The organism is Vibrio sp. 1CM2L (assembly GCF_023161695.1).
GTDB classification, from domain to species: Bacteria; Pseudomonadota; Gammaproteobacteria; order Enterobacterales; family Vibrionaceae; genus Vibrio; species Vibrio coralliirubri.
Genome location: NZ_JALNTT010000011.1, coordinates 43,833 through 68,228, shown reverse-complemented (window position 1 = coordinate 68,228; position 24,396 = coordinate 43,833). Strand labels below are relative to the sequence as shown.

At 45.6% G+C, this 24,396-nt stretch carries 21 protein-coding genes; 1 reads left to right on the top strand and 20 read right to left on the bottom strand.

Annotated elements, in window-relative coordinates; all coding sequences use genetic code 11:
* Window positions 1–118: 118 nt before the first annotated feature.
* The 13 genes from rpoS to rlmD form a co-directional block, all read right to left on the bottom strand.
* Window positions 119–1,099 carry an RNA polymerase sigma factor RpoS gene (gene rpoS, locus MSG34_RS23140; protein WP_017059027.1) on the bottom strand — a complete coding sequence of 327 codons (981 nt, stop codon included), beginning with the start codon at window positions 1,097–1,099 and terminating at the stop codon, window positions 119–121.
* A 98-nt stretch (window positions 1,100–1,197) separates the two neighbouring features.
* Complete coding sequence (nlpD, locus tag MSG34_RS23135; RefSeq protein WP_248339515.1) at window positions 1,198–2,112, bottom strand: murein hydrolase activator NlpD; 915 nt, start codon at window positions 2,110–2,112, stop codon at window positions 1,198–1,200.
* A 34-nt stretch (window positions 2,113–2,146) separates the two neighbouring features.
* Window positions 2,147–2,773 (bottom strand): protein-L-isoaspartate(D-aspartate) O-methyltransferase, encoded by a 627-nt coding sequence (locus tag MSG34_RS23130; RefSeq protein ID WP_017059029.1) that lies wholly within the window; start codon window positions 2,771–2,773, stop codon window positions 2,147–2,149.
* Window positions 2,774–3,517: a 5'/3'-nucleotidase SurE gene (gene surE / locus MSG34_RS23125; protein ID WP_050644146.1), complete on the bottom strand. Its 744-nt coding sequence runs from the start codon at window positions 3,515–3,517 to the stop codon at window positions 2,774–2,776.
* Between the two features lie 81 nt (window positions 3,518–3,598).
* Complete coding sequence (gene truD / locus MSG34_RS23120; protein ID WP_248339514.1) at window positions 3,599–4,645, bottom strand: tRNA pseudouridine(13) synthase TruD; 1,047 nt, start codon at window positions 4,643–4,645, stop codon at window positions 3,599–3,601.
* A 22-nt stretch (window positions 4,646–4,667) separates the two neighbouring features.
* Window positions 4,668–5,147, bottom strand: coding sequence for a 2-C-methyl-D-erythritol 2,4-cyclodiphosphate synthase (ispF, locus tag MSG34_RS23115; protein WP_004739053.1), 480 nt, complete (start codon window positions 5,145–5,147; stop codon window positions 4,668–4,670).
* Window positions 5,148–5,149: 2 nt separating this feature from the next.
* A complete protein-coding gene (ispD, locus tag MSG34_RS23110) occupies window positions 5,150–5,851 on the bottom strand; it encodes a 2-C-methyl-D-erythritol 4-phosphate cytidylyltransferase (protein WP_193841615.1) in 702 nt (233 codons plus the stop codon).
* Complete coding sequence (gene ftsB / locus MSG34_RS23105; protein ID WP_010435786.1) at window positions 5,851–6,132, bottom strand: cell division protein FtsB; 282 nt, start codon at window positions 6,130–6,132, stop codon at window positions 5,851–5,853. The genes ispD and ftsB overlap by 1 nt, the downstream gene beginning before the upstream one ends.
* Before the next feature lie 564 nt (window positions 6,133–6,696).
* Window positions 6,697–7,995, bottom strand: a complete 1,299-nt coding sequence (gene eno / locus MSG34_RS23100; protein ID WP_017059033.1) for a phosphopyruvate hydratase — start codon at window positions 7,993–7,995, stop codon at window positions 6,697–6,699.
* A gap of 81 nt (window positions 7,996–8,076) precedes the next feature.
* Complete coding sequence (locus MSG34_RS23095; protein ID WP_048605791.1) at window positions 8,077–9,717, bottom strand: CTP synthase; 1,641 nt, start codon at window positions 9,715–9,717, stop codon at window positions 8,077–8,079.
* A 150-nt stretch (window positions 9,718–9,867) separates the two neighbouring features.
* Complete coding sequence (gene mazG / locus MSG34_RS23090; RefSeq protein WP_248339512.1) at window positions 9,868–10,665, bottom strand: nucleoside triphosphate pyrophosphohydrolase; 798 nt, start codon at window positions 10,663–10,665, stop codon at window positions 9,868–9,870.
* A gap of 210 nt (window positions 10,666–10,875) precedes the next feature.
* The gene (gene relA, locus MSG34_RS23085) at window positions 10,876–13,098 is read right to left on the bottom strand and encodes a GTP diphosphokinase (protein WP_050620522.1); all 2,223 of its coding nucleotides are present in this window, start codon (window positions 13,096–13,098) and stop codon (window positions 10,876–10,878) included.
* 134 nt (window positions 13,099–13,232) lie between these two features.
* Window positions 13,233–14,552, bottom strand: a complete 1,320-nt coding sequence (gene rlmD / locus MSG34_RS23080) for a 23S rRNA (uracil(1939)-C(5))-methyltransferase RlmD (RefSeq protein WP_248339511.1) — start codon at window positions 14,550–14,552, stop codon at window positions 13,233–13,235.
* A gap of 165 nt (window positions 14,553–14,717) precedes the next feature.
* On the opposite strand from rlmD, the gene barA reads away from it, so the two are divergent.
* Window positions 14,718–17,531 (top strand): two-component sensor histidine kinase BarA, encoded by a 2,814-nt coding sequence (gene barA, locus MSG34_RS23075; protein WP_050646161.1) that lies wholly within the window; start codon window positions 14,718–14,720, stop codon window positions 17,529–17,531.
* Window positions 17,532–17,656: 125 nt separating this feature from the next.
* Here barA and acpS read toward each other — a convergent pair whose 3' ends face one another.
* The 7 genes from acpS to lepA form a co-directional block, all read right to left on the bottom strand.
* Window positions 17,657–18,037: a holo-ACP synthase gene (acpS, locus tag MSG34_RS23070; protein WP_017059039.1), complete on the bottom strand. Its 381-nt coding sequence runs from the start codon at window positions 18,035–18,037 to the stop codon at window positions 17,657–17,659.
* Between the two features lie 78 nt (window positions 18,038–18,115).
* Window positions 18,116–18,853 carry a pyridoxine 5'-phosphate synthase gene (gene pdxJ, locus MSG34_RS23065; RefSeq protein WP_048605801.1) on the bottom strand — a complete coding sequence of 246 codons (738 nt, stop codon included), beginning with the start codon at window positions 18,851–18,853 and terminating at the stop codon, window positions 18,116–18,118.
* Window positions 18,850–19,578, bottom strand: a complete 729-nt coding sequence (gene recO, locus MSG34_RS23060; RefSeq protein ID WP_019826299.1) for a DNA repair protein RecO — start codon at window positions 19,576–19,578, stop codon at window positions 18,850–18,852. Before recO ends, pdxJ begins: the two co-directional genes overlap by 4 nt.
* A gap of 102 nt (window positions 19,579–19,680) precedes the next feature.
* Window positions 19,681–20,652, bottom strand: a complete 972-nt coding sequence (gene era / locus MSG34_RS23055; protein WP_017059042.1) for a GTPase Era — start codon at window positions 20,650–20,652, stop codon at window positions 19,681–19,683.
* Window positions 20,645–21,322 carry a ribonuclease III gene (gene rnc / locus MSG34_RS23050; protein WP_017059043.1) on the bottom strand — a complete coding sequence of 226 codons (678 nt, stop codon included), beginning with the start codon at window positions 21,320–21,322 and terminating at the stop codon, window positions 20,645–20,647. The genes era and rnc overlap by 8 nt, the downstream gene beginning before the upstream one ends.
* 26 nt (window positions 21,323–21,348) lie before the next feature.
* Complete coding sequence (gene lepB / locus MSG34_RS23045; RefSeq protein WP_017068697.1) at window positions 21,349–22,245, bottom strand: signal peptidase I; 897 nt, start codon at window positions 22,243–22,245, stop codon at window positions 21,349–21,351.
* 245 nt (window positions 22,246–22,490) lie between these two features.
* Window positions 22,491–24,284, bottom strand: a complete 1,794-nt coding sequence (gene lepA / locus MSG34_RS23040; RefSeq protein ID WP_017059045.1) for a translation elongation factor 4 — start codon at window positions 24,282–24,284, stop codon at window positions 22,491–22,493.
* Window positions 24,285–24,396 lie beyond the last annotated feature (112 nt).

Here is a 24,396-nt window from a genome sequence, read left to right as displayed (position 1 = left end):
TGGCCGTACTGCTATTTTCATTAGACGGCATGAAATACCAAAGCCACAAACAAAAAAACGCTGACTTAAAGTCAGCGTTTTTATTTGTCTTCTATTTAGAGAAGCATCATCCGTTCAATTAGTCGTTTTCTACGTTGAACAGGTTTTCCATATTCAGACCTTGCTTGATAAGAATCTCACGTAGACGGCGAAGACCTTCAACTTGGATTTGACGAACACGTTCACGAGTCAGGCTAATTTCACGGCCTACTTCTTCTAGTGTTGACGGTTCGTAACCCAGTAGTCCAAAGCGACGTGCAAGCACCTCTTTCTGCTTAGGATTCAGTTCATCAAGCCAGAAAATCAACGAGTTCTTGATATCGCTATCTTGAGTTGAAACCTCAGGATCTGAATTGTTGATGTCTGGAATAATATCCAACAGCGCTTTCTCACCGTCACCACCAATTGGCGTATCAACAGAGCTCACTCGTTCGTTTAGACGAAGCATCTTGCTCACATCACCAACCGGTTTATCTAGCTTAGAAGCAATTTCTTCTGCCGTTGGTTCATGGTCAAGCTTTTGTGATAGCTCTCTTGCAGTACGTAGGTAGATGTTCAGCTCTTTCACAACATGGATTGGCAAACGGATAGTGCGAGTCTGATTCATTAACGCACGTTCAATGGTTTGACGAATCCACCATGTCGCGTAAGTTGAGAAGCGGAAGCCACGCTCTGGATCAAACTTCTCTACGGCGCGAATTAAACCTAGGTTGCCTTCTTCGATTAGATCGAGAAGTGCAAGGCCGCGGTTGCTATAACGACGTGAAATTTTTACCACCAAACGCAGGTTACTTTCGATCATGCGTTTACGTGCTGCTTCATCACCGCGTAGAGCTCGACGTGCGTATAGCACTTCTTCTTCAGCGGTTAGTAGTGGTGAGAAACCGATTTCGCCTAAGTAGAGTTGAGTGGCATCTAAACTTTTAGACGTAACTTCAACTTCTTCTTTTGCTTCGGTTTTCTTAGTGACTGTTCGTTTTGCTTTTCCAAGAGCTTCCGGTTCCGTGGTTGCTTGGTCAAGATCGAACTCTTCTTTGGTTACTGCATTGCTTATACTCATAACGCCTCCCCCTGGCGAAATTAGCATGACATTACAACTTCATATGTCGCTAAATAACTATGTCACTCCATACAATACGTAATTTTTGCATATTGTATTTAAGGTAAATATCGTTTTGGATTAACGGATTTACCTTGGTAACGAATCTCAAAGTGCAGCCTAACACTGCTGGCTCCAGAGCTTCCCATTGTTGCAATCTTCTGCCCTGGTTTCACACTTTGCCCTTCAGATACTAATAGTCGGTCGTTATGCGCGTATGCACTTAAGTAATTATCATTGTGCTTCACAATCACTAGATTGCCGTAGCCTCGTAGTGCATTACCCGAATAAACAACCGTTCCCCCTGCAGTAGATACTATTGGCTGACCTCGCTGTCCTGCTATGTCTATGCCTTTATTTCCTTGTTCGCCTACAGAGAAATTCTTGATTACTCTCCCTTTAGTTGGCCATAACCATTTGGATACTTTATCACTTGTTGGTTTGGTGGACGGTGTAACATTCTGTTTACCTTTAGAACCAACATACTCCTTTGATTTGGATTGTTCAACCTTCTTTGGTGGATCATTTTTCACCACTTTGGTGGTAGTTTGAGCTGGAGCCGGTTTAGAGTTTTTGCTCTTTTGTGATGTGGTTTTTGGTTTACTTGCCGTAGATGACGTTGTGGATGCGGCGACAGGCGCAGCAACTGCTGCTGCCGCTACCGTTGACTTACCATACGCTGGCGCATTATAGCTAGGACGCCACAACTTAAGCTTCTGCCCTGGGTGGATAGTGTAAGGAGCAGACAACTTGTTATAACCGATGAGGTCTTTAACGTCTTTATTGGTGACATAAGCAATGAAGTAAAGGGTGTCGCCTTTTTTAACTTCATAGTAACTGCCACGATAACTACCACGATCAATCGATGAGTAATTCTTGTTTAGGCTTGAAACGGGCGCAGGCGAATTCGCTGCACACCCAACAAGGGCACAGCTAAGCAGTAAAGTACTTCCTTTTAACAACTTCGAACGCATCGACTCTCTATCCACCTACACCATTAGTCTTTTATTAAGCTAGCTCACCAGGAACAAGAGGTACAAATCTCACCATCTCGATAACACTCGATAAAAACTCATCGCCGTGTCGAACGATCTTCAATAGTTGCTGTTCGTCATCACCGACTGGAATCAGTAAACGACCGCCATCTTTCAGCTGTTGCAGAAGCGCTTGAGGAATCGACTCTGCAGCAGCGGTTACAATAATCGCATCAAAAGGGGCTTTTGAAGACCACCCTTGCCAACCATCACCATGCTTAGTTGAGATATTGTAGAAATCGAGTTGCTTCAACCTACGTTTCGCATCCCATTGTAGCGACTTTATTCTTTCAACCGAATACACATGATCAACAAGTTGAGCCAATACCGCAGTTTGGTAACCAGAACCCGTTCCGATCTCCAAGACACGGCTATCTTGTTGTAATTCAAGTAGCTCTGTCATTTTAGCAACAATGTATGGCTGTGAGATTGTCTGACCCTGACCGATAGGCAGCGCATTATTATCATAGGCTTGGTGATACATCGCCTGTGATAAAAAGCTCTCTCTCGGCAGTTGGTAAATCGCATCAAGAACCTTTTGATCCTGAATACCATTTTCAATCAGGAAAGTAATTAAACGCTCAGCTTGCGGATTACTCACTTACTTCTCCCCTAACCATGTGGCCATCGCACCCAACGACTCATGCGCCGTTAGATCAACTTGTAACGGTGTTACCGACACAAAGCCATGCTCAATCGCGTAAAAATCGGTACCTTCACCGGCATCTTGCTCTTTACCCGGAGGGCCAAGCCAATAGATATCGTGACCACGCGGGTCTTTTTGCTTGATCATATCTTCAGCGTGATGACGAGCACCTAAGCGCGTCACCTGAGTACCAGACAATTGTTCTAAGGCTAAATCAGGAACGTTTACGTTCAACAAGCGGTTGGTCGGGATTGGATTCGCTAAATGTTGTTCGACAATACGACGAGCAATCGCTGCCGCTGTCTTAAAATGTTTTTTTCCCACCAGAGAAAACGCTACCGATTGAACGCCTAGAAAGTGCCCTTCCATTGCTGCAGCCACCGTGCCTGAATAAAGCACGTCATCACCCAGGTTAGCACCGTGATTAATGCCCGTTAATACCAGATCTGGCATGTCATTCTTTAGCAGTTCGTTTAACGCAAAATGCACACAGTCGGTCGGTGTTCCTTGTACCGAATAGGTATTTTCAGCAATCTCTTGAACACGCAGAGGCTGTTCTAAAGTTAATGAATTTGACGCACCCGAGCGATTACGGTCAGGGGCAACAATGATAACTTCAGCAAGATCACGTAGCTCATTTGCCAGCTCATGAATACCTTGAGCGTGCACACCATCATCATTGCTGAGTAAAATCTTCATCTTGTATCCTTTCTTTTGTTCCCATACTAAGCCAAGTCACTTAAATTCCAATATCAAGTGACCCAGCTCCAAGCAGAATCGTTATTGCTCGTAGGTTCTTTCTACGTGTACTTCTTCAACCAACTCACGAACGATAGCGGTTGCGAAACAACCTGCGTCCAGAGAGAACTTAAGAGTGACATTATCTTCGTTCACCTCCCAAGTTAGATCGGTTGGTTTTAACGATGCTTCACGACGGTCATGGCGCATGCGGTTACCGCGAATCAGCGCCATTAGGTCAGGTTCAGAATCAAGATGTTTTTGCTCTAACGCTTGAGACTCATCAGTCGTTGGCAAAGCATTATCGCCAGCCAAAGCAACAGTAACCCATGCAGATCCATTCGCGACGTCTTGGTTTACTGCTTCGATATTGTCCGCTGTTACCGTTAGTTGAGCGCCTTCTTTCATGACAATATCGCCAACCAATGCCGATGCAAACGCATCTTGCTCAATACGGTCTGACAGGATCAGGTTGTAAATCCACGAGCGAGCCGCAGAAAGGTACAAGCTGCGCTTATTCTGGTTACGAGTACGAACGTTATCACGGCCCCAACGACGAGCTTCAGATAAGTTGTTACCTTCATTACCAAAACGCTGAGCACCGAAGTAATTAGGCACGCCGACTTGAGCGACTTTTTCCAAACGTTTTACGACATCATCACAGTCTGTTACTTCAGACAAAGTCAGCTCGAATTGGTTGCCAACTAAATCACCCGGACGTAACTTTTTGTTATGTCGTGCTGTCGCCAAGATCTCAATGCTTGGGTACTGTGCTAAGAAAGCTGAAAAGTCAGGTTCACCTTTTGGTAGGTGCACACTCAACCACTGCTCAGTTACTGCGTGACGGTCTTTTAAACCTGCCCAGCTCACGTCTTTCGACTTAACACCGCAAGCTTTAGCCAGCTCGTTTGCTACGAAGCTCGTGTTTTCACCAGTTTTACGAATACGAACCATTAAGTGCTCGCCTTCACCAGTAAACTCAAAACCCAAGTCTTCATTAACGACAAAGTGTTCGGCTTTTGCTTTTAGTTTTGCTTTCGCAGTTGGTTTACCGTTTAGATAAGCCAATGAAGATAAAATATCTGACATGCTGTTCTTTTCGTGTTGGTGCTTACGCACTTTTAGTAATTAGGACCACCGCTTCACATGCGATGCCCTCTTTGCGACCTGTAAAGCCTAAACGCTCAGTAGTCGTCGCTTTTACATTCACATTGCTAATGCTGGTTTCTAGGTCTTGAGCAATAGCTTGGCACATAGAGTCTATATGAGGTGCCATCTTTGGAGCTTGCGCCATGATAGTAATATCGGCATTACCAATCACGTAACCTTGTTCTTTTACTCGACGGTAAACATCTTTCAGTAATTCACGGCTATCCGCGCCTTTCCATTCGTCATCGGTATCAGGGAAATGACGACCAATATCACCCGCAGCAATCGCACCCAATAAAGCGTCACACAACGCATGAAGGGCAACATCACCGTCTGAGTGTGCAATAAGACCTTGCTCGTAAGGGATGCTTACACCACCAATAATTACCGGGCCTTCACCACCAAACTTATGTACATCAAAGCCATGGCCAATACGAATCATCATTATTCCTTATTCTGACTTAAATAGAACTCAGCAAGCGCTAAATCTTCAGGCTGAGTAATCTTAAAATTATCTGAACGCCCTGCTACTAAAGCGGGCGATAAACCTTTCCATTCAAAGGCTGAGGCTTCATCAGTAATTGAAGCGCCTTGTTGCAACGCCTCACTTAATGCCTTCCACAGAGGCTTTGCTCTGAACATTTGTGGCGTAAGTGCATGCCATAAATCGGCACGCTCAACGGTATGCTCGATCTGCCCTTGGGCACCTCGCTTCATCGTGTCACGAACTGGAGCCGCTAGAATAGCACCCACATCATGGCTCATCGCGCCGGAAATTAGCTTGTCGATATCACTTAGCTGAACACACGGCCTTGCCGCATCGTGAACCATGACCCAATCACTAAGCTGCTGCTCAGCGATATAGTTTAGCGCAGAGAGTACAGAGTCTGCTCGCTCGCTTCCGCCAGACACTCTGATCACTTGCGGGTTCAGGTTGAGAGCTAGCTCTGGGTAGTATGGGTCATCATCGCTGATCGCAACGACAATTTGAGCGACTTGTGGGTGAGACAGTAATTTCTCAACGGTGTGCTCTAAAATTGTTTTGCCGTGAATCTTGAGATATTGCTTAGGGCGGTCTGCCTTCATTCGGCTACCGACGCCCGCCGCAGGTACAACGGCAATCACGCTTTGAAGTTGAGTCGACATTAATGGGATTCCTCACCAATGATGCGATAAAACGTTTCGCCTTCTTTGACCATTCCAAGTTCATGACGTGCGCGTTCTTCTATCGCGTCTAAGCCTTGGCGTAGATCGTCAATTTCAGCAAACATTTCTGCATTTCGAATATGTAGCTTTTCATTTACTTGCTGTTGAACTTGGATTTCGTTGTTAACACCGTAGTAATCAGAGATACCATTTTTACCGAGCCACAGTGTGTGTTGTAGCCAGCCAAACACTATGAGCAGTACTAAAGCAAAAATTCGCATAACACCTTTCGCCGGTTGAAAAAGAAGGAACTAGAATAAGGCACATATATACCATAATGAGCTTATTGGTGCGAGATATGTGGTGTCAGGGAATCAATAAGTCCGGGAATTATTGTTATTCAAAATCCACAATGAGATTCCCGACTCCCTCCTCCATCAGTCTTGAGAATGACGGGTAATGCAAATCACTGCAGGCAAAAAACTCAAAGAGATAGTACCTTCCTTAAGCCACATACTCTCGTCATTCCCAAGAAGGAGGAACGACTGAGTTGGGGATATATCGCGTCAAAGGTAAATCAGAGATTCCCTATTCCTTCCTTCGTCAGTCTAGGGAATGACGAATTTTAGGCAAAAAAAACGCCCTACCGAAGTAGAGCGTTTTCAAAAGCTTTAAGTTAATAATTCAGAGTGAATTATTAACTTTTAACTTCTTTAAGGCCGCTTTCGTTGTAAAAAGGAGGAGCTTTAGAACCTAGAGCCTCTATACCTCACTTTCCTACAGACAAAAAAATGCCCCGCATAAGCGAGGCATTTAAAAAGCTTAGATGAATAATTCGCTAGGAATTATTGACCTTTAACTTCTTTAAGACCGTTGTAAGGAGCTTTAGAACCTAGAGCTTCTTCGATACGGATAAGTTGGTTGTACTTAGCAACACGGTCAGAACGGCTCATAGAACCAGTTTTGATTTGACCTGCAGCTGTACCTACCGCTAGATCAGCGATAGTTGCATCTTCAGTTTCGCCAGAACGGTGAGAGATTACTGCAGTGTAGCCAGCGTCTTTAGCCATCTTGATAGCAGCTAGAGTCTCTGTTAGAGAACCGATTTGGTTGAACTTGATAAGGATAGAGTTAGCTACGCCTTTCTCGATACCTTCAGCAAGAATCTTAGTGTTTGTAACGAACAGGTCGTCACCAACGATTTGAAGCTTGTCGCCTAGAAGTTCAGTTTGGTGCTTGAAGCCATCCCAATCTGACTCGTCAAGACCGTCTTCGATAGAAACGATTGGGAAGTTGTTCGCTAGCTCAGCTAGGTAGTGGTTGAACTCTTCAGAAGTGAAAGTTTTACCTTCGCCCTTCATGTTGTAGATGCCAGCTTCTTTGTCGAAGAACTCAGATGCTGCACAGTCCATAGCAAGAGTAACGTCTTTACCTAGTTCGTAACCAGCAGCTGCAACAGCTTCTGCGATAACTTCTAGAGCTTCAGCGTTAGACTTAAGGTTAGGAGCGAAACCACCTTCATCACCAACTGCAGTGCTGTAGCCTTTAGACTTAAGAACTTTAGCTAGGTTGTGGAATACTTCAGCGCCGATACGTAGACCTTCTTTAAGAGTTTTAGCGCCAACTGGTTGGATCATGAACTCTTGGATGTCAACGTTGTTATCTGCGTGCTCACCACCGTTGATGATGTTCATCATTGGTAGAGGCATAGAGAACTGACCAGCAGTACCGTTTAGCTCAGCGATGTGCTCGTATAGAGGCATGCCTTTCGCAGCAGCAGCAGCTTTTGCGTTAGCTAGAGATACAGCTAGGATAGCGTTCGCGCCGAACTTAGACTTGTTATCAGTACCGTCTAGGTCAAGCATGATTTGGTCAACGTCAGCTTGTGCTTTAGCGTCAGTACCAACTAGAGCTTCAGCGATTGGGCCGTTTACAGCTTCAATAGCTTTAAGAACACCTTTACCTAGGAAACGTGATTTGTCGCCGTCACGTAGCTCAAGAGCTTCGCGAGAACCAGTAGATGCGCCAGATGGAGCAGCAGCCATACCTACGAAACCGCCTTCTAGGTGTACTTCAGCTTCTACAGTTGGGTTACCACGTGAATCGATGATTTCACGACCTAGAACTTTAACGATCTTAGACATTGAATGTTTCCTTCTCGTTGAATATATAAATGTCAAATTTAAAGGTAGCAGCACAACTTACGCAGCTACCTGTATTCCTTTTTACTTCTCTAACTCGCCGCGCTGGAACTCGCCAGCCGCTTTAACGAAACCTGCAAACAATGGGTGACCATCGCGAGGTGTTGAAGTGAACTCTGGGTGGAATTGAGCAGCAACGAACCATGGGTGGTTCGGGTTCTCAATAACTTCAACCAGTTTCTTGTCCGCAGATAGACCCGATACTTTTAGGCCCGCTTTTTCGATTTGTGGACGAAGATTGTTGTTCACTTCGTAACGGTGACGGTGACGTTCATGGATCGTCGCGCTACCGTATAATTCGTAAGCTTTGGTCCCTTTCGCTAGGTGACAAAGCTGTGAACCAAGACGCATTGTGCCGCCAAGGTCAGATGTTTCTGTACGCTCTTCAACTTTACCTTCGCCATCAGTCCACTCCGTGATAAGACCAACAACTGGGTACTTAGTTTCAGTACAGAATTCAGAAGAGTGTGCCCCTTCCATTTTCGCAACGTTACGAGCGTACTCGATAAGTGCTACTTGCATACCTAGACAGATACCTAAGTACGGTACTTTGTTTTCACGAGCGTATTGAGCAGCAAGAATCTTACCTTCAACACCACGGTCACCAAAGCCACCAGGAACTAGGATTGCATCTAGGCCTTCTAAAACTTCTACGCCACGAGACTCAACGTCTTGTGAATCTACGTATTTAATATTAACGCTTAGGCGATTTTTCAAGCCCGCGTGTTTTAGCGCTTCATTTACTGATTTGTATGCGTCTGGTAGTTCAATGTACTTACCAACCATACCAATCGTCACTTCACCCGTTGGGTTAGCTTCTTCGTAAATTACTTGTTCCCATTCAGACAGGTCTGCTTCTGGAGCTGTGATGCCGAAACGCTTACATACAAGTTCATCAGTGCCTTGAGCTTTAATAAGCTGAGGGATCTTGTAGATAGAGTCAACATCGCGCATAGAAATAACTGCATTTTCTTGCACATTACAGAACAGAGCAATTTTCTTACGCTCGTTCGAAGGAATGTTGCGGTCTGAACGACAAACTAAGATGTCTGGCTGAATACCGATAGACAGTAGCTCTTTTACAGAGTGTTGCGTTGGCTTAGTTTTCACTTCGCCTGCAGCTGCTAGGTATGGCACTAGAGTAAGGTGCATGAACATTGCGCGTTCACGGCCTAGTTCTACTGCTAGCTGACGAATCGCTTCCATGAATGGTAGAGATTCGATATCACCAACCGTACCACCAACTTCAACGATCGCGATATCGTGGCCAGATGCGCCAGAAATTACACGCTCTTTGATAGAGTTAGTGATGTGTGGGATAACCTGAATAGTTGCACCTAGGTAATCACCGCGACGCTCTTTAGCGAGTACGTCTGAGTAAACACGACCTGCAGTGAAGTTGTTACGCTTAGTCATCTTGGTGCGAATGAATCGCTCATAGTGACCAAGGTCAAGGTCTGTTTCAGCGCCATCTTCCGTAACGAACACTTCACCGTGCTGAGTCGGGCTCATAGTGCCTGGATCAACGTTGATGTAAGGGTCAAGCTTCATCATAGTCACTTTAAGACCACGAGCTTCTAAAATAGCCGCAAGAGATGCTGCAGCAATACCTTTACCTAGAGAGGATACAACCCCGCCAGTAACAAAAATGTAATTTGTCGTCATGTTTAACCTGAAATTGGTTGAATGAGGGAAATGGACTACTTCTGGACGGGATGAAAATATACCAGAAGCCCCTTATCGCCACAACGTGAAATCTATCACACTGCTATTTTTTATTTTTTGCTTCAAATCAATTCATGATAAAAGCTTTGGTTATCTTTTCTCCGCCACCTTGACTTCATCCCACATGGAATCAAGCTGTTGTAGTGAAAAATCGGTCAAAATTTTATCTTGCTGACGAACTTTTTGTTCCACCCCTTTAAAGCGACGTGAAAACTTCAGATTGGCTTTATTGAGAGCAGACTCTGGATTTTCACCCAAATGTCGCACCAAATTGACCGTCGCAAACAGCAAGTCTCCCAACTCTTCTTCAACCAAATCTTCGTTTGGCGTCACTTGAAGTGCCTCTTCCAGCACCTCATCAACTTCCTCTAAAACCTTATTCGCCACAGGGCCAATAGAGTCCCAATCAAAGCCATATTTCGCTACCTGTTTTTGAATCTTTGTAGCACGTGAAAGCGCAGGTAGAGAGTTTGGTATTGAGTCTAGAATACTTTCTTGAGTTTTGCCTGCCTGAGCTTTTTCTTTGGCTTTTTCAGCTTCCCAGTTGGCATTAATTTCTTCATCGCTCGCAAACTCGGTATCAGAAAACACATGCGGATGGCGGCGCGTTAGCTTCTCATTGATGCCATCGACCACATCAGAGAACTCAAACAGCCCCTGCTCTTTGGCGAGCTGGCTGTAAAAAATCACCTGAAATAGCAGGTCACCCAGTTCTTCTTGTAGGTTCGGCCAATCTTTGTTGTGAATCGCGTCCACCACCTCGTAGGTTTCTTCGATAGTATGCGGCACAATTGTTTCAAAATTTTGTTTCAAATCCCAAGGACAGCCACCTTCTGGATCGCGCAGCTTAGTCATGATCTGTTCAAGTTGTTCAATCGGGTGATTCATTGTTTTCTTCCTATTCACTCTCTTTGATTTTTAAATTTATAACGTCTTCTAAAACTAAAAAAGGTGAGCAGTCAAAACCACTCACCTTTCTATTCTTTCCGTCATCCTCAAGAGCGAAGAATGAGCGAGTTGGGAATCTTAAATCGCTTGGCGAGATTCCCTATCACGTTCGTCCCTCACTGTAGGGAATGACGAGGATGATACCAAGTATCATCCTAATCTCTTGACACTCATAACATCTTTGATCTGCTCAACTCGACTGGTCACTCGACTCAGAATTTCAATATTGGTCACTTCCAAATCGAAATCCATTACCGATAGCTGACGTTTGTAGTCGATTCGGCTCTTCATTGTGGTCACGCTGATCTTTTCATTCGAGAACAGTGAGGTGATGTCTTTCAACAAGCCATTACGCTCTAGCGCTTCAACACGCAGCGTTAGGATGTATGAACCAACAAAGCCATTGCCCCAAACAGTATCAATGATACGTTCTGGCGCATGCATACTAAGCTCGCCTAGCTGTTCACAGTCAGCGCGGTGCACTGAGATACCACGACCTTGAGTGATGTAACCTTTAATCACATCACCTGGGATTGGCTGACAGCAACGCGCTAGGTGCGTCATTAAGTTATCAACGCCCTCAACCACTACTGCGTCTTTCTTCGGACGACTCTGTTGTGCTGGCTTGTTTTCCGACTCAAGCAATTTCTCGAGCGCTTTCTTGTCTTCTTCTTCCGCCGTAGGCTTGTTGACCAACGCATTGATGTGATTAACCACTTGGTTGATACGTAAGTCACCACTGCCAATACCAGCATAAAGCTCATCTGGCGTATTGACGTTAAAGCGTCTCAGAGCGTATTGGTCTGCATCTTTTAAGGTTGCACCCACTTTCGCAAGTTCCGCTTCAAGAATGTCACGGCCTGCCTCTAGATTCTTCTCACGACTTTGCGCGCGGAACCATGCGTTGATTTTCGCGCGAGCACGACCAGAGTGAACGAAGCCTGTGGTTGGGTTTAACCAATCACGTGATGGGTTCGGTTCTTTCTGAGTAATGATTTCAACCTGATCACCCATCGATAATTTATGAGTGAACGGTACGATACGGCCTGCTACTTTGGCACCGATACAGCGGTGTCCAACCATCGAGTGGATGTGGTAAGCGAAGTCCAGTGGGGTTGCACCCATAGGTAAATCGACCACATCACCGCGCGGTGTAAAGGCATATACGCGATCATCGAATACTTGGCTACGAACTTCATCCAGCATCTCGCCAGAATCCGACATCTCTTCTTGCCAATCGATAAGTTTACGCAACCAAGTGATTTTCTCGTCGTAACCACTGCGTCCGCTTGAAGCACCTTCTTTGTACTTCCAGTGCGCAGCTACACCAAGCTCAGAGTCTTCGTGCATCTGCTTGGTACGGATCTGAATCTCAATGGTCTTGCCTTCTGGTCCCAGAACCACGGTGTGAATAGACTGGTAACCATTTGGCTTAGGGTTCGCCACGTAGTCATCAAATTCACTTGGTAGATGTTTGTATTTGGTATGAACCACACCTAGGCCGGCATAGCAGTCTTGGAGCTGGTCGGCGATGATACGTACCGCACGTACGTCAAAGAGCTCATCGAAGTCCAAGCCTTTCTTCTGCATTTTACGCCAGATGCTGTAGATGTGTTTTGGTCGACCGCTGACTTCAGCATTGATGCTTGAACGGTTCATTTCCGCCGTTAAGTCGTCAACGAAGTCTGTGATGTATTGTTCACGTACGATGCGACGCTCAGACAGCTGTTTAGCAATCTGCTTGTAGGTATCTGGCTGTTGGTAGCGGAATGCGTAATCTTCGATTTCCCACTTAAGCTGACCAATACCTAAACGGTTAGCGAGCGGAGCGTAGATGTTAGAACACTCTTTTGCTGCCGCGCGACGCACAGCATCAGGCGCTTTTTTCACCTCAATAAGGTTACAGATTCGTTCAGCGAGTTTGATGACTACGCAGCGGAAGTCGTCAACCATCGCCAGTAGCATGCGGCGAACGTTATCAACTTGACCCGAGGCAGCACTGCCTTCAAGAGTCACGTTTAACTGGCCTAAAGCCGCCATTTCTTCAACGCCATCGATCAACTTTACGGTTTCTTTACCGTAGCTTTCTTCAAACGCTTCGCGCTCAAAAACGCCGCTTGAGACGACGGGGAAAAGTTGCGCTGCAATTAAAGTGGCACGGTCCATGGACAGCGTAACCAAGATTTCGATCATCTCGCGGCCACGCCAAAGCAAGAGCGATGCTTGCTCGTGATCTTTTAATAGCTCTTCACAGTGACGATAAACTTTGATCAGTTTATTCGAGGTTTTTGCGTCTTGATTCAATGACGCAATCCAACTTTCTAGCTCAAACTGTTCGCTTGGGTTTAAATGTGCGCTTCGTACCGCAACCATCATGCCTTCCTAGTTATTATGTTTTATACCCAATTCAATATGACTAACTGGTTCCAAGTTAGTTCGACCATATTGATATCAGCGCAGGCTTCCCTGCGCCTTTGTGATTCATTTGAAGCCTTGTTTAAGGGCCTCTAAGCCTTGATAAAGAGAGCCATCGATTCGAGATGACTGGTGTGTGGGAACATGTCCAACATACCCAGTTTGGCTAATTGATAGCCTTGTTTTTCTAAGCTCTCAGAATCTCTAGCTAGAGTAGCAGGATTACACGAAACATAAACCACACGCTTCGCTCCTAACGCTGAAATTTGATCAACGATCCCACTCGCTCCCGCACGTGCCGGGTCAAGCAATACTTTATCGAATTTCTCTTTTGCCCAAGGCTGTGAAGATAAGTCTTCTTCAAGGTTAGCTTGGTAAAATTCCGTATTGCTTAACTGGTTTAACGCTGCGTTAGATGCGGCTTGCTGAACCATTTCATCAACGCCTTCTACGCCAACCACAAACGCCGATTGTTGCGCTATCGGCAGACTGAAGTTCCCTAAGCCGCAAAACAGGTCGAGCACTCGCTCATCCGCTTGAGGTTCTAGCCACTCAATCGCTTGAGCCACCATCTGCTGATTCACTTTCTGATTGACTTGGATAAAGTGGTTTGGCTCAAACGGTAACGTCACGCCAGTTTCACTATAAGAAGGTGCACCGCCTACTAAGCGAACCAACTTATCGGTTTCAGGCATCGAGTACAGCGTAGCGCCTTCTTCTTTTGCTAACGCAATCAGCGCTTGCTCATCTTTTTCAACCAAAGGCTTAAGGTGACGTAGCACCATTACAGGGCCAGTATCGCCCAACACCAATTCAACGTGTCCTAAAGACGTAAGGTTGTTGAAAGTGTTCAGTAAATTTTTCAGTTTTGGCAGCAATACATTGAGGCGAGGATCAAGCACGGCACAGTCGGTGATATTTTCAATCTGCTTACTCTGCTTCTTACGGAAACCGAATTGAAGCAGCTGTGTCTTCTTATCAACAAATAGGCTGATACGTGCGCGACGTCGATAACCGGTTTCATCACCGACAATAGGTTGTGCAACTTCAGTGTTGGCCGTTTGGTATTGGCTCATCAGGTGCGTCAGAGATTGCGATTTATGCTCAACCTGAGAAGAGTAACCAAGGTGTTGAAGGTGACAGCCACCACACTGATTAAAGTGCTTACAAAACGGCTTTAAACGTTGCTCGCTCGGCTTCAATAACTTGATGAGTTTAGCTCGCGAAAACTTACTTTTGCTCTCAGTAAGTTGAATAACCACCTGCTCACCGGGCAACGCGCCATCAATGAAAACCGGTTTATTCTTTTGATAAGCGATGCCAGCGCCATTGTGATCCATTCGTTCAACCAAAACCGATTGATGCTTGGTCTCGAGTTGAGTTTTCTTTTTTGGTTGGAAAAAACGTGCCATTGCTTGTGCCTAATGTATCTTTTAATAAGTAATTGGTATCCAGGACTCACTATTATGTCTTGGAATCATTGTCGAACGTCACGGCTTTGATTAAGCTTACCGTTCACTTAACCGCCATTGTGTGCGTTATTTTCCCATATCCAGACCTCGATGTAATTAAAGAACATGACCAGATATGGCTTAAGAGCCCGTGTAATTACCTTAACTCTAGCTCCAACCCTGATTATTGGGCTGCTATTGAGTGCATTTTTCTCATTTAACCGCTATCAAGACCTTGAGGGTCAGGTGGTTAACACTGGTACTAGCATCATTGAACCACTTGCGATTGCGAGTGAATCAGGCATGAAGCTCGAAAGTCGAGAGTCTGTTCGTCAGCTTATTAGCTATGCGCATCGAAAAAACTCTAAGCTGGTGCGCAGTATCGCGGTGTTTGATGAACGTCATGAGTTGTTTGTAACCTCAAACTTCCACCCCGATTTTGAAAGCCTAACCTATCCGAAAGATAAACCGATCCCGCATTTAAGCTCATCGAACCTGCTCGATAATACGCTGATCCTGCGGACACCTATCATCGCCGAAGGCCAGTACATCAACTCAGCCAACGGTCAATCTCAAGCCAATCAAGCGATCGGCTATATTGCGATTGAGTTAGATCTGTCATCACTTCGATTGCAACAATATCAAGAAGTATTCTCTGCCTTCTTGGTATTGATTCTCGGGCTTGGTTTATCGGGCGTGTTTGCGTTCCGCTTAATGCACGATGTGACTCAACCGATCACGCACATGAAAAATATGGTCGACCGAATTCGTCGAGGTCACCTAGATGTACGTATCGAAGGCAAGATGCATGGTGAGCTAGATTCGCTGAAAAACGGTATCAACGCGATGGCGGTATCGCTTTCAGAATACCACGTCGAGATGCAGCACAGTATCGACCAAGCCACATCAGATTTGCGTGAAACCCTTGAACAGCTAGAGATTCAAAACGTTGAGTTAGACATCGCGAAGAAACGCGCTCAAGAAGCAGCTCGTGTTAAATCGGAGTTCTTGGCGAATATGTCTCACGAACTGAGAACCCCATTGAACGGTGTGATTGGCTTTACTCGTCAGATGCTAAAGACTCACCTATCGAACAGTCAAACCGATTACCTGCAAACCATTGAACGCTCGGCAAACAACCTGCTTAGCATCATCAACGATATCTTGGACTTCTCGAAACTTGAAGCCGGTAAGTTAGCGCTAGAGAACATTCCATTTGAGTTCCAAGCCAGCCTTGAAGAGGTAGTAAACCTTCAAGCAACCAACGCTCATGAGAAAGGCCTAGAGCTGACACTGAAGATCGATCCTAAAGTGCCGCCAGGCGTGGTAGGCGATCCACTGCGTATTCAGCAGATCCTAACTAACCTAGTGGGTAACTCAATCAAGTTTACCGAGCGCGGCAACATTGATATCAGCGTTGAGCTTCGTTCACAAAGTGAAGACAACATCGAGCTGCAGTTCATGGTTCGCGATACGGGTATTGGTATTTCTGAGCGTCAACAAGCTCAACTGTTCCAAGCCTTCAGCCAAGCCGATGCAAGTATCTCTCGTCGTTATGGCGGTACAGGCTTAGGTCTGGTTATCACCCAAAAACTGGTCAGCCAAATGGGCGGAGAGATCAGCCTAACCAGTCGTCTGCACCAAGGTTCCACCTTCTGGTTCACCTTGAGGCTATCAACGACTGATATGCCGATGACTGAGCTGATTGAGACTCAGTGTCTGCAAGACAAACAACTGCTGCTTATCGAGCCAAACATGCAAGCGGCATCGATTACTCAGCAAATCCTAACTCAAGAAGGCTTAGTGGTAACGTATCGTTCGGTGATGCCAGACGAGACCACCTCGTATGACTACGTTCTGCTTAACCTAGCCGCCAACCAAGAATATCAATTTGATACCGTGAGTGGTTGGGCGATAGGTGCGAAGAAGATTGCTCAAAACGTGATTATTGGTACACCAAGTACCGAGCTAGCGTTAGGTGAGCAACTAATGAAAGAGGTCGATGTTCAGTGCATCACTAAACCTCTTTCTCGTAAGAAGTTGCTGCAAACTCTGGTATCGAATCAGGCACCAACCTTGATTGCACCAGCGATTGAAACACATTCAGAAGAGAAGCTTCCGCTTACGGTATTAGCGGTCGACGACAACCCAGCCAACCTAAAACTGATCACCGCACTGCTCAAAGAGCGAGTAGAAACCGTCATCAGTTGTACCAGTGGTCAGCAAGCGATAGACAAAGCGACAGAGACGCCATTTGATATCGTCTTCATGGATATTCAAATGCCACAGATGGACGGTGTGACCGCTTGTCAGAACATCAAAAAACTGGCGAACAATGCGCATACACCTGTAATTGCCGTGACCGCACATGCAATGATTGGCGAACGAGACCGACTGCTTGAAGCGGGCATGGATGACTACCTAACCAAACCTATTGAAGAGCATGTTTTACAGCAGGTTCTGATTCATTGGAGCTCGACCTCTGAGGTTGAGCACATCGAAAAAATAGATCCGGACCACCCAGCGGTCTCTGCTGAAGTCGACAACGGTCCGGTGTCAGAAACTGAAGCCAGCGTACACACAAACATCATCATTGATTGGCAAGCTGCGATGAAGCAGGCCGCCAATAAAGAAGACCTCGCACGCGATATGCTGCAAATGCTCGTAGACTTTATTCCAGAGGTGTATGAGGCAGCAGACAAAGCGATAGAAGACAGTGACTACCCAGTTGAAGAGCTGATACACATCATCCACAAGATGCATGGCAGCAGCTCGTACAGCGGTGTACCAAGACTAAAATCGGTGTGTGCGACGATAGAGAAAGAGCTGCGTTCAGGCACTTCTGTTGAAGACATTGAACCGGAGCTTTTCGAGCTTCAGGATGAATTAGATAAGGTTCAAGCAACCGCGATTCATTACTTGAAACCGGCGAAGACCTAGCGGGCACTTGTTACTCACCAGTATTCGTTAGAGGGTTTACCCGCTAATAAAAAAGCAGAGCTCATGAGCTCTGCTTTTTTCTGTCTAGAGCCAAGAGCACTAGATATAAAGTAGCGATAATCTGTTTACGATTCGAGTAACACCGTTGCCACTGCGTAGTGACGCTCATCCGAGATCGTAAGATGAATTGATGTTGTGCCGTTCGCCTCTGCGATTTCACGCGCTTTTTTATGCAGGCTCAGAACTGGCTTGCCATGCTCATCGTTTGAAATCTCAAAGTCGTGGAAAGTCACACCCAGCGCGATCCCCGTGCCCAACGCCTTAGATGCCGCTTCTTTGGCAGCAAAACGTTTTGCAAGGTAACGTCCTTTTTGCTTCAGTTGCTGGAATACTTCAAATTCAGAATCGGTCAAAATACGCTGAGCAAAAGCGTCACCACTTCGTGACAATGCCTTTTCAACACGTTCAATTTCTGCGATATCTGTACCTAATCCAACAACAGCCATGCTTACCCTACTACTAAACTTCTATCTATTAATTCTACTAATTCGTCGCTTACGACTTAACGCTTACGGTTTAGGAAATTAAGCGTTGTTGCGTGCTGTTTCCATCACGGCTTTCATGTCTGCAACGGCTTTGTTCAAACCATCAAACACTGCACGTCCCATGATCGAGTGACCGATGTTCAGCTCGTAGATCTCAGGAAGAGCCGCAATCGGTGCAACGTTGTGGTAAGTCAGACCATGACCCGCATTGACAGTGATACCAAGATCGTCCGCGTAGCTTGCGCCTGCAGCAATCTTTTTCAGCTCGTCTTGTTGATCTTCTTCTGTTTTAGCATCCGCGTAATGGCCAGTGTGCAGTTCAATGAACGGTGCGCCACACGCTTTTGCTGCGTCGATTTGCTCACGATCTGCATCGATAAACAGAGACACCTTAATGCCAGCAGCAGACAGTTTTTCCGTCGCCGCTTTGATCTTTTCAAGTTGACCAACCACGTCCAAGCCACCTTCAGTGGTTAGCTCTTCACGCTTCTCTGGAACCAGACAAACAAACTCAGGATTAGTATCGAGGGCAATTTGAACCATCTCGTCCGTTACTGCCATCTCCAAATTCATACGAGTTTGAAGTGTTTCAGCCAGAATACGCACATCGCGGTCAACGATATGACGACGGTCTTCACGCAGGTGAACAGTAATGCCGTCAGCACCCGCACGTTCAGCAATTTCAGCTGCGTGTACTGGATCTGGGTATTTAGTACCACGTGCATTACGTAGTGTTGCAATATGGTCGATATTAACGCCTAAAAGGATTGAGCTCATTTTCCAATACTCCGTGCTCTAGAGAGGGCTATTGTTGGCATAAATAGCTCTCTACTTTTTAATGGTTTGCCGCCAAGATACGGCTTTAAGGCTATGCGTGTAAAGCGTTTTGCCGCTTTTAACTGCTCTTTAGTGATAAACCTACGTTCACTGATTGCGATAAGTTCATCGCCCATAAAAGTCAGGTTGTCTCGACGCACCGAAGCGATGAAACCTTTCTGCTCTCGATAGCGATAAGTCATGCTCGGATCGATCGCTTCGCCAGTGCCCGCGCAGTGTAAAAAGTCGACGCCATAACCCATAGCGGATAATAGAGCCAGCTCAAAGCGACGCAGTGCTGGCTCAGGGTTATCATTATGCGCCAGCTCTGTTAAAGCATGAAGATAGTCGTGAAAAAGTGCAGGCATCGGTACTTCTGCCATCAATACGCGACCGATAAGCTCGTTCACGTACATGCCTGAATACAGATTAATACCGGCGAGAGGAAGCCCCAAGCTAATCGGTTCAGCTTGGCGTAAGGTTTTCATCGAACCATTACCAGACCACTTCAGCAGTAGCGGCGTAAAAGGTTGTAATGCACCTTTCAAATTGGAACGCTTGCTGCGAGCGCCTTTAGACATCAACGTCACCCGACCGAACTCTTCGCTGAAGACGTCCAAGATCAGGCTCGACTCACTGTATGGTCGACGGTGCAACACAAAGCATCGCTGTAACCCTTCGCTCAATCACTTACCCTTATTACAGATACAAAAAGAGAGAGTTCGCACTCTCTCTTGGATTTATCTTCAGTTCAACTTTCTTAATCTCAGAAAGTGACGTTCAATATATTATAGATCGTCGATGTAGCCTAACGAGCGAAGTGCACGCTCATCATCAGCCCAGCCAGATTTAACCTTGACCCAAGTCTCTAGGTAAACCTTACGGCCGAATAGCTCTTCCATATCGATACGCGCTTCACGACCAATCGTTTTGATCTTCTCGCCCGCTTTACCAATCACCATTTTCTTCTGGCCTGTACGCTCAACAAGAATCAGTGCATTGATGTGGAAGCCATCGTTATCTGGGTTGTAATCGAAACGTTCGATTTCAACCGTTACTGAGTAAGGTAGCTCGTCACCCGTAAAGCGCATCAGCTTTTCACGGATAATTTCAGAGGCCATAAAACGTTGCGAGCGATCAGTCACGTATTCTTCAGGGAAGTGGTGTGTCGCTTTAGGTAAATGTTCACGTACGTGCTTACGCAGTACATCAATATTTTTACCTTGCTTCGCTGAGATTGGCACTACATCAATGAAGTCCATCTTCTTAGAGACTTCCATCATGTGCTGCATCACGTTAGTACGGTCTTGAACGTTATCTACTTTGTTGATGCAAAGTACAACTGGGAAGTCAGTCTTCTTCAGTTTGTTCAGAACCATCTCATCGTCGTCAGTCCAGTGAGTACCATCGACAAGGAAGAATACTAGGTTTACATCACTCAATGAGCTATTCGCCGCACGGTTCATCAAGCGGTTGATGGCACGCTTTTCTTCAATATGAAGTCCAGGAGTATCAACAAAGATCGCTTGGTAATCACCCTCAGTTTCAACGCCCATAATACGGTGACGTGTCGTCTGTGGTTTACGTGATGTAATAGAAATCTTCTGACCCAGAATATGGTTCAGAAGCGTCGACTTACCTACGTTTGGGCGACCGACAATAGCGATGAAGCCACAGTGTTGGTTTTCCGGTAGGCCTGTTTTTTTGCTATCAGATGAAAAGAATGCATCGATATCGAAATCTTGGTTGTTATCAGACATTGCTTAGTTGCTCTAATGCTGTTTCAGCAGCCGCTTGTTCTGCCTTGCGGCGGCTAGTGCCTTTACCGATAACAGGTTTATCCACACCTGCCACTTCACACTCAACCGTAAACTCTTGGTTGTGTGCTTCACCTTTAATATTAGTCACTGTGTAGACAGGTAGAGGGTTTCTTCGACCTTGCAAAAACTCTTGTAGGCGAGTTTTCGGATCTTTTTGAGATACTCCAGGCTGAATAGCATCTAGGCGAGATTGGTACCAGCTTAAAATAATGCCGCGAACCGTCTCGGTATCACTGTCTAAATAGACAGCGCCGATGATCGCTTCAACCGCATCCGCTAGAATAGAATCACGACGGAAACCGCCACTCTTCAACTCACCTGGACCTAATTTTAAGTAATCTCCTAGCTCGAATTCACGACCTAGTTCTGCCAATGTATGACCACGTACTAATGTTGCGCGCATGCGGCTCATATCACCTTCGTTTACCTTAGGAAAACGGTGGTAAAGATCATCAGCGATAACAAAACTTAAAATTGAATCGCCCAGAAACTCAAGACGTTCGTTATGTTTACCTGCGGCGCTGCGGTGAGTCAGCGCCAAGTGGATAAGATCGGCATCATTAAACTGATAGCCAATCTTTCTCTCTAGTTTATCAATTGGAGAATTCATGCTCTCTCGATGTGTTATGTGATCGATTAATGAATCCCACCGATGCGATTAAAACGCACACCAGTAGGAATCCATGTTGGAAGTACACTGTCTGAACCGCGTTCGAATTCGAAGCTGATCCAAATAGCAACGGCCTTACCAACAAGGTTTGCTTCAGGGACAAAGCCCCAGTAACGGCTATCTGCACTGTTGTCACGGTTATCACCCATCACAAAGTACTGGCCTTCTGGAACGACCCATTCGTTAACACCATTGCGAGGCTGATATGCTTGCACACGATCACGGCGTAATGGGTTAACTAAAATCTGGTGCTCTACGTCTCCAAGCTGTTCGTTCAGCTGAATCAGAGGCACACCATCTTGAATAAATTGGCTCTCTTCAACATTACTTAGTTTCACTGGTTCACAGCTACTTGTACCCTTCGCCTGAATGCAGATCTCTTTACGACTGCTGTAGCGAATCGTGTCACCAGGCATACCAACAACACGCTTAATGTAGTCGATGTTTGGCTGAGGTGGGTACTTAAATACGATTGAATCACCGCGTTCTGGCTTGCCTGTTTCTACCAATTGAGTGCGCCATACTGGGTCTTTTAGACCGTACGCGTACTTCTCTACCAAGATGAAATCACCAACCAAAAGGGTTGGCATCATCGAGCCAGAAGGGATTTGAAACGGTTCATAAATAAATGAACGCAGAACCAAAACAAATGCAATTACCGGGAAAATGGACACACTGTTCTCAACCCACCAAGGCTGAGCCGTAACTTTTGCGCTGGTTTCAGCGTCTAGGCCATTCGATTGTGCTTCAACGTCAGCAAGTTTTTGCTGGCGCTTCTTCGCCCACACAAACTTTTCCAACGCCCATACAATGCCGGTCACTAGAGTTACGATCACTAAGATAAGCGAAAATGTATTAGCCATTGATATCCCTTAAATTTCATTTCTTTAAAAATAACGAAAGTGAAAGAGTATAACCCTTTCACTCTGCTTAATATTTCTAATCTGTATCAATCATGCTGACTAAATGCTGGGGAGATTTCGCAGGAAAAATCGTTTAGTTCGAGGCGCAAAGTGCAGTGACTAGTGGGCCTAATTGCAATCTTTGCAACAAAGAAATAAACGATTTTAACCAGTAATGTTCAGCAGATAGTTAGTGCGATTGATACCTAGTCTTTACCAACATGAAGAATTGCTAAGAATGCTTCTTGAGGCAGTTCAACGTTACCGATCTGCTTCATACGCTTCTTACCTTCTTTTTGTTTCTTAAGAAGTTTCTTCTTACGACTGATATCACCACCGTAACATTTTGCGATTACGTTCTTACGCAGTTGTTTCACTGTAGAACGAGCAATGATGTGGTTACCAATCGCTGCTTGAATCGCGATATCGAACATCTGACGAGGGATGAATTCTTTCATCTTCTCTACCAGTAGACGACCACGAGACTGAGCAATATCTTTGTGCGTAATGATCGCTAGTGCATCAACCGTTTCGCCATTCAGCAGTACGTCTACACGTACCATGTTTGATGGCTCGTAACGTTGGAAGTTGTAATCCAATGATGCGTAACCGCGAGACGTTGACTTCAGACGGTCGAAGAAGTCTAGAACTACTTCTGCCATAGGAAGGTCGTACGTTACAGCAACTTGGTTACCGTGGTAAACCATGTCTACTTGTACGCCACGCTTCTCAACACACAGTGTAATTACGTTACCTAGGTAGTCCGAAGGTACCAAAATATTACAGCGTGCAATTGGTTCACGAATTTCTTCTAGGTCATTAACCGCTGGCAGTTTAGCCGGGCTATCAACGTACAGAACTGTTTTATCTGTTTTTACAACTTCATACACTACTGTTGGTGCAGTTGTGATTAGGTCTAGGTCATATTCACGCTCTAGACGCTCTTGGATGATCTCCATATGAAGCATTCCTAAGAAGCCACAACGGAAACCAAAACCAAGTGCTGCTGAACTTTCTGGTTCAAAGAACAGTGATGCATCGTTCAGGCTTAGTTTGCCTAACGCGTCACGGAAGTTTTCGTAATCATCAGATGATACAGGGAATAGACCTGCGTATACCTGAGGCTTCACTTTTTGGAAACCAGGTAGACGTTCAGTGCTGCCGCCTTTTGCAAGCGTCAACGTATCACCAACTGGTGCACCTAGGATGTCTTTAATACCACAAACAACCCAACCTACTTCGCCAGTATTTAGCTCTGTAGTATCGATTTGCTTAGGCGTGAAGATACCTAGACGGTCAACACCCCAAACTTGGTCTGTCGACATTACTTTGATCTTGTCATTCTTCTTCAGCTTACCGTTTTTGATACGAACCAAAGAAACTACGCCAAGGTAGTTATCGAACCAAGAGTCAATGATCAACGCTTGCAGAGGCGCTTCAGGATCACCTTCCGGTGGCGGGATTGCCGTTACGATGTTTTCTAGAACATCATCAACACCCAAACCTGTTTTCGCAGAACAGCGAGTCGCTTCCATCGCATCGATGCCAACGATCTCTTCGATTTCTTCAGCAACACGTTCTGGTTCAGCTGCAGGTAAGTCAATCTTGTTCAAGATTGGTACTACTTCCAGTTCCATTTCGATTGCTGTGTAACAGTTTGCTAGAGTTTGTGCTTCAACACCTTGGCCAGCATCCACTACAAGTAGTGCGCCTTCACAAGCCGCTAGAGAACGAGATACTTCGTAAGAGAAGTCTACGTGTCCAGGAGTGTCGATAAAGTTAAGTTGGTAAGTTTCACCATCTTTAGCTTTGTAATCTAAAGTCACACTCTGCGCTTTAATTGTAATACCACGCTCGCGTTCTATATCCATAGAATCGAGGACTTGAGCTGCCATCTCACGTTCACTTAATCCTCCACAAACTTGGATTAAGCGGTCAGAAAGGGTCGACTTACCGTGGTCGATGTGGGCGATAATCGAAAAATTACGAATGTGCTTCATAGGCTTGGTGTGACTAAACTCTTTGAATAGGGATAATAAGAAAGCCGCGACACGTCCAATCTACAGTCAGCATTGGTGGCGGCATTTCAATCAAGTTGGCAGATTCTACCCA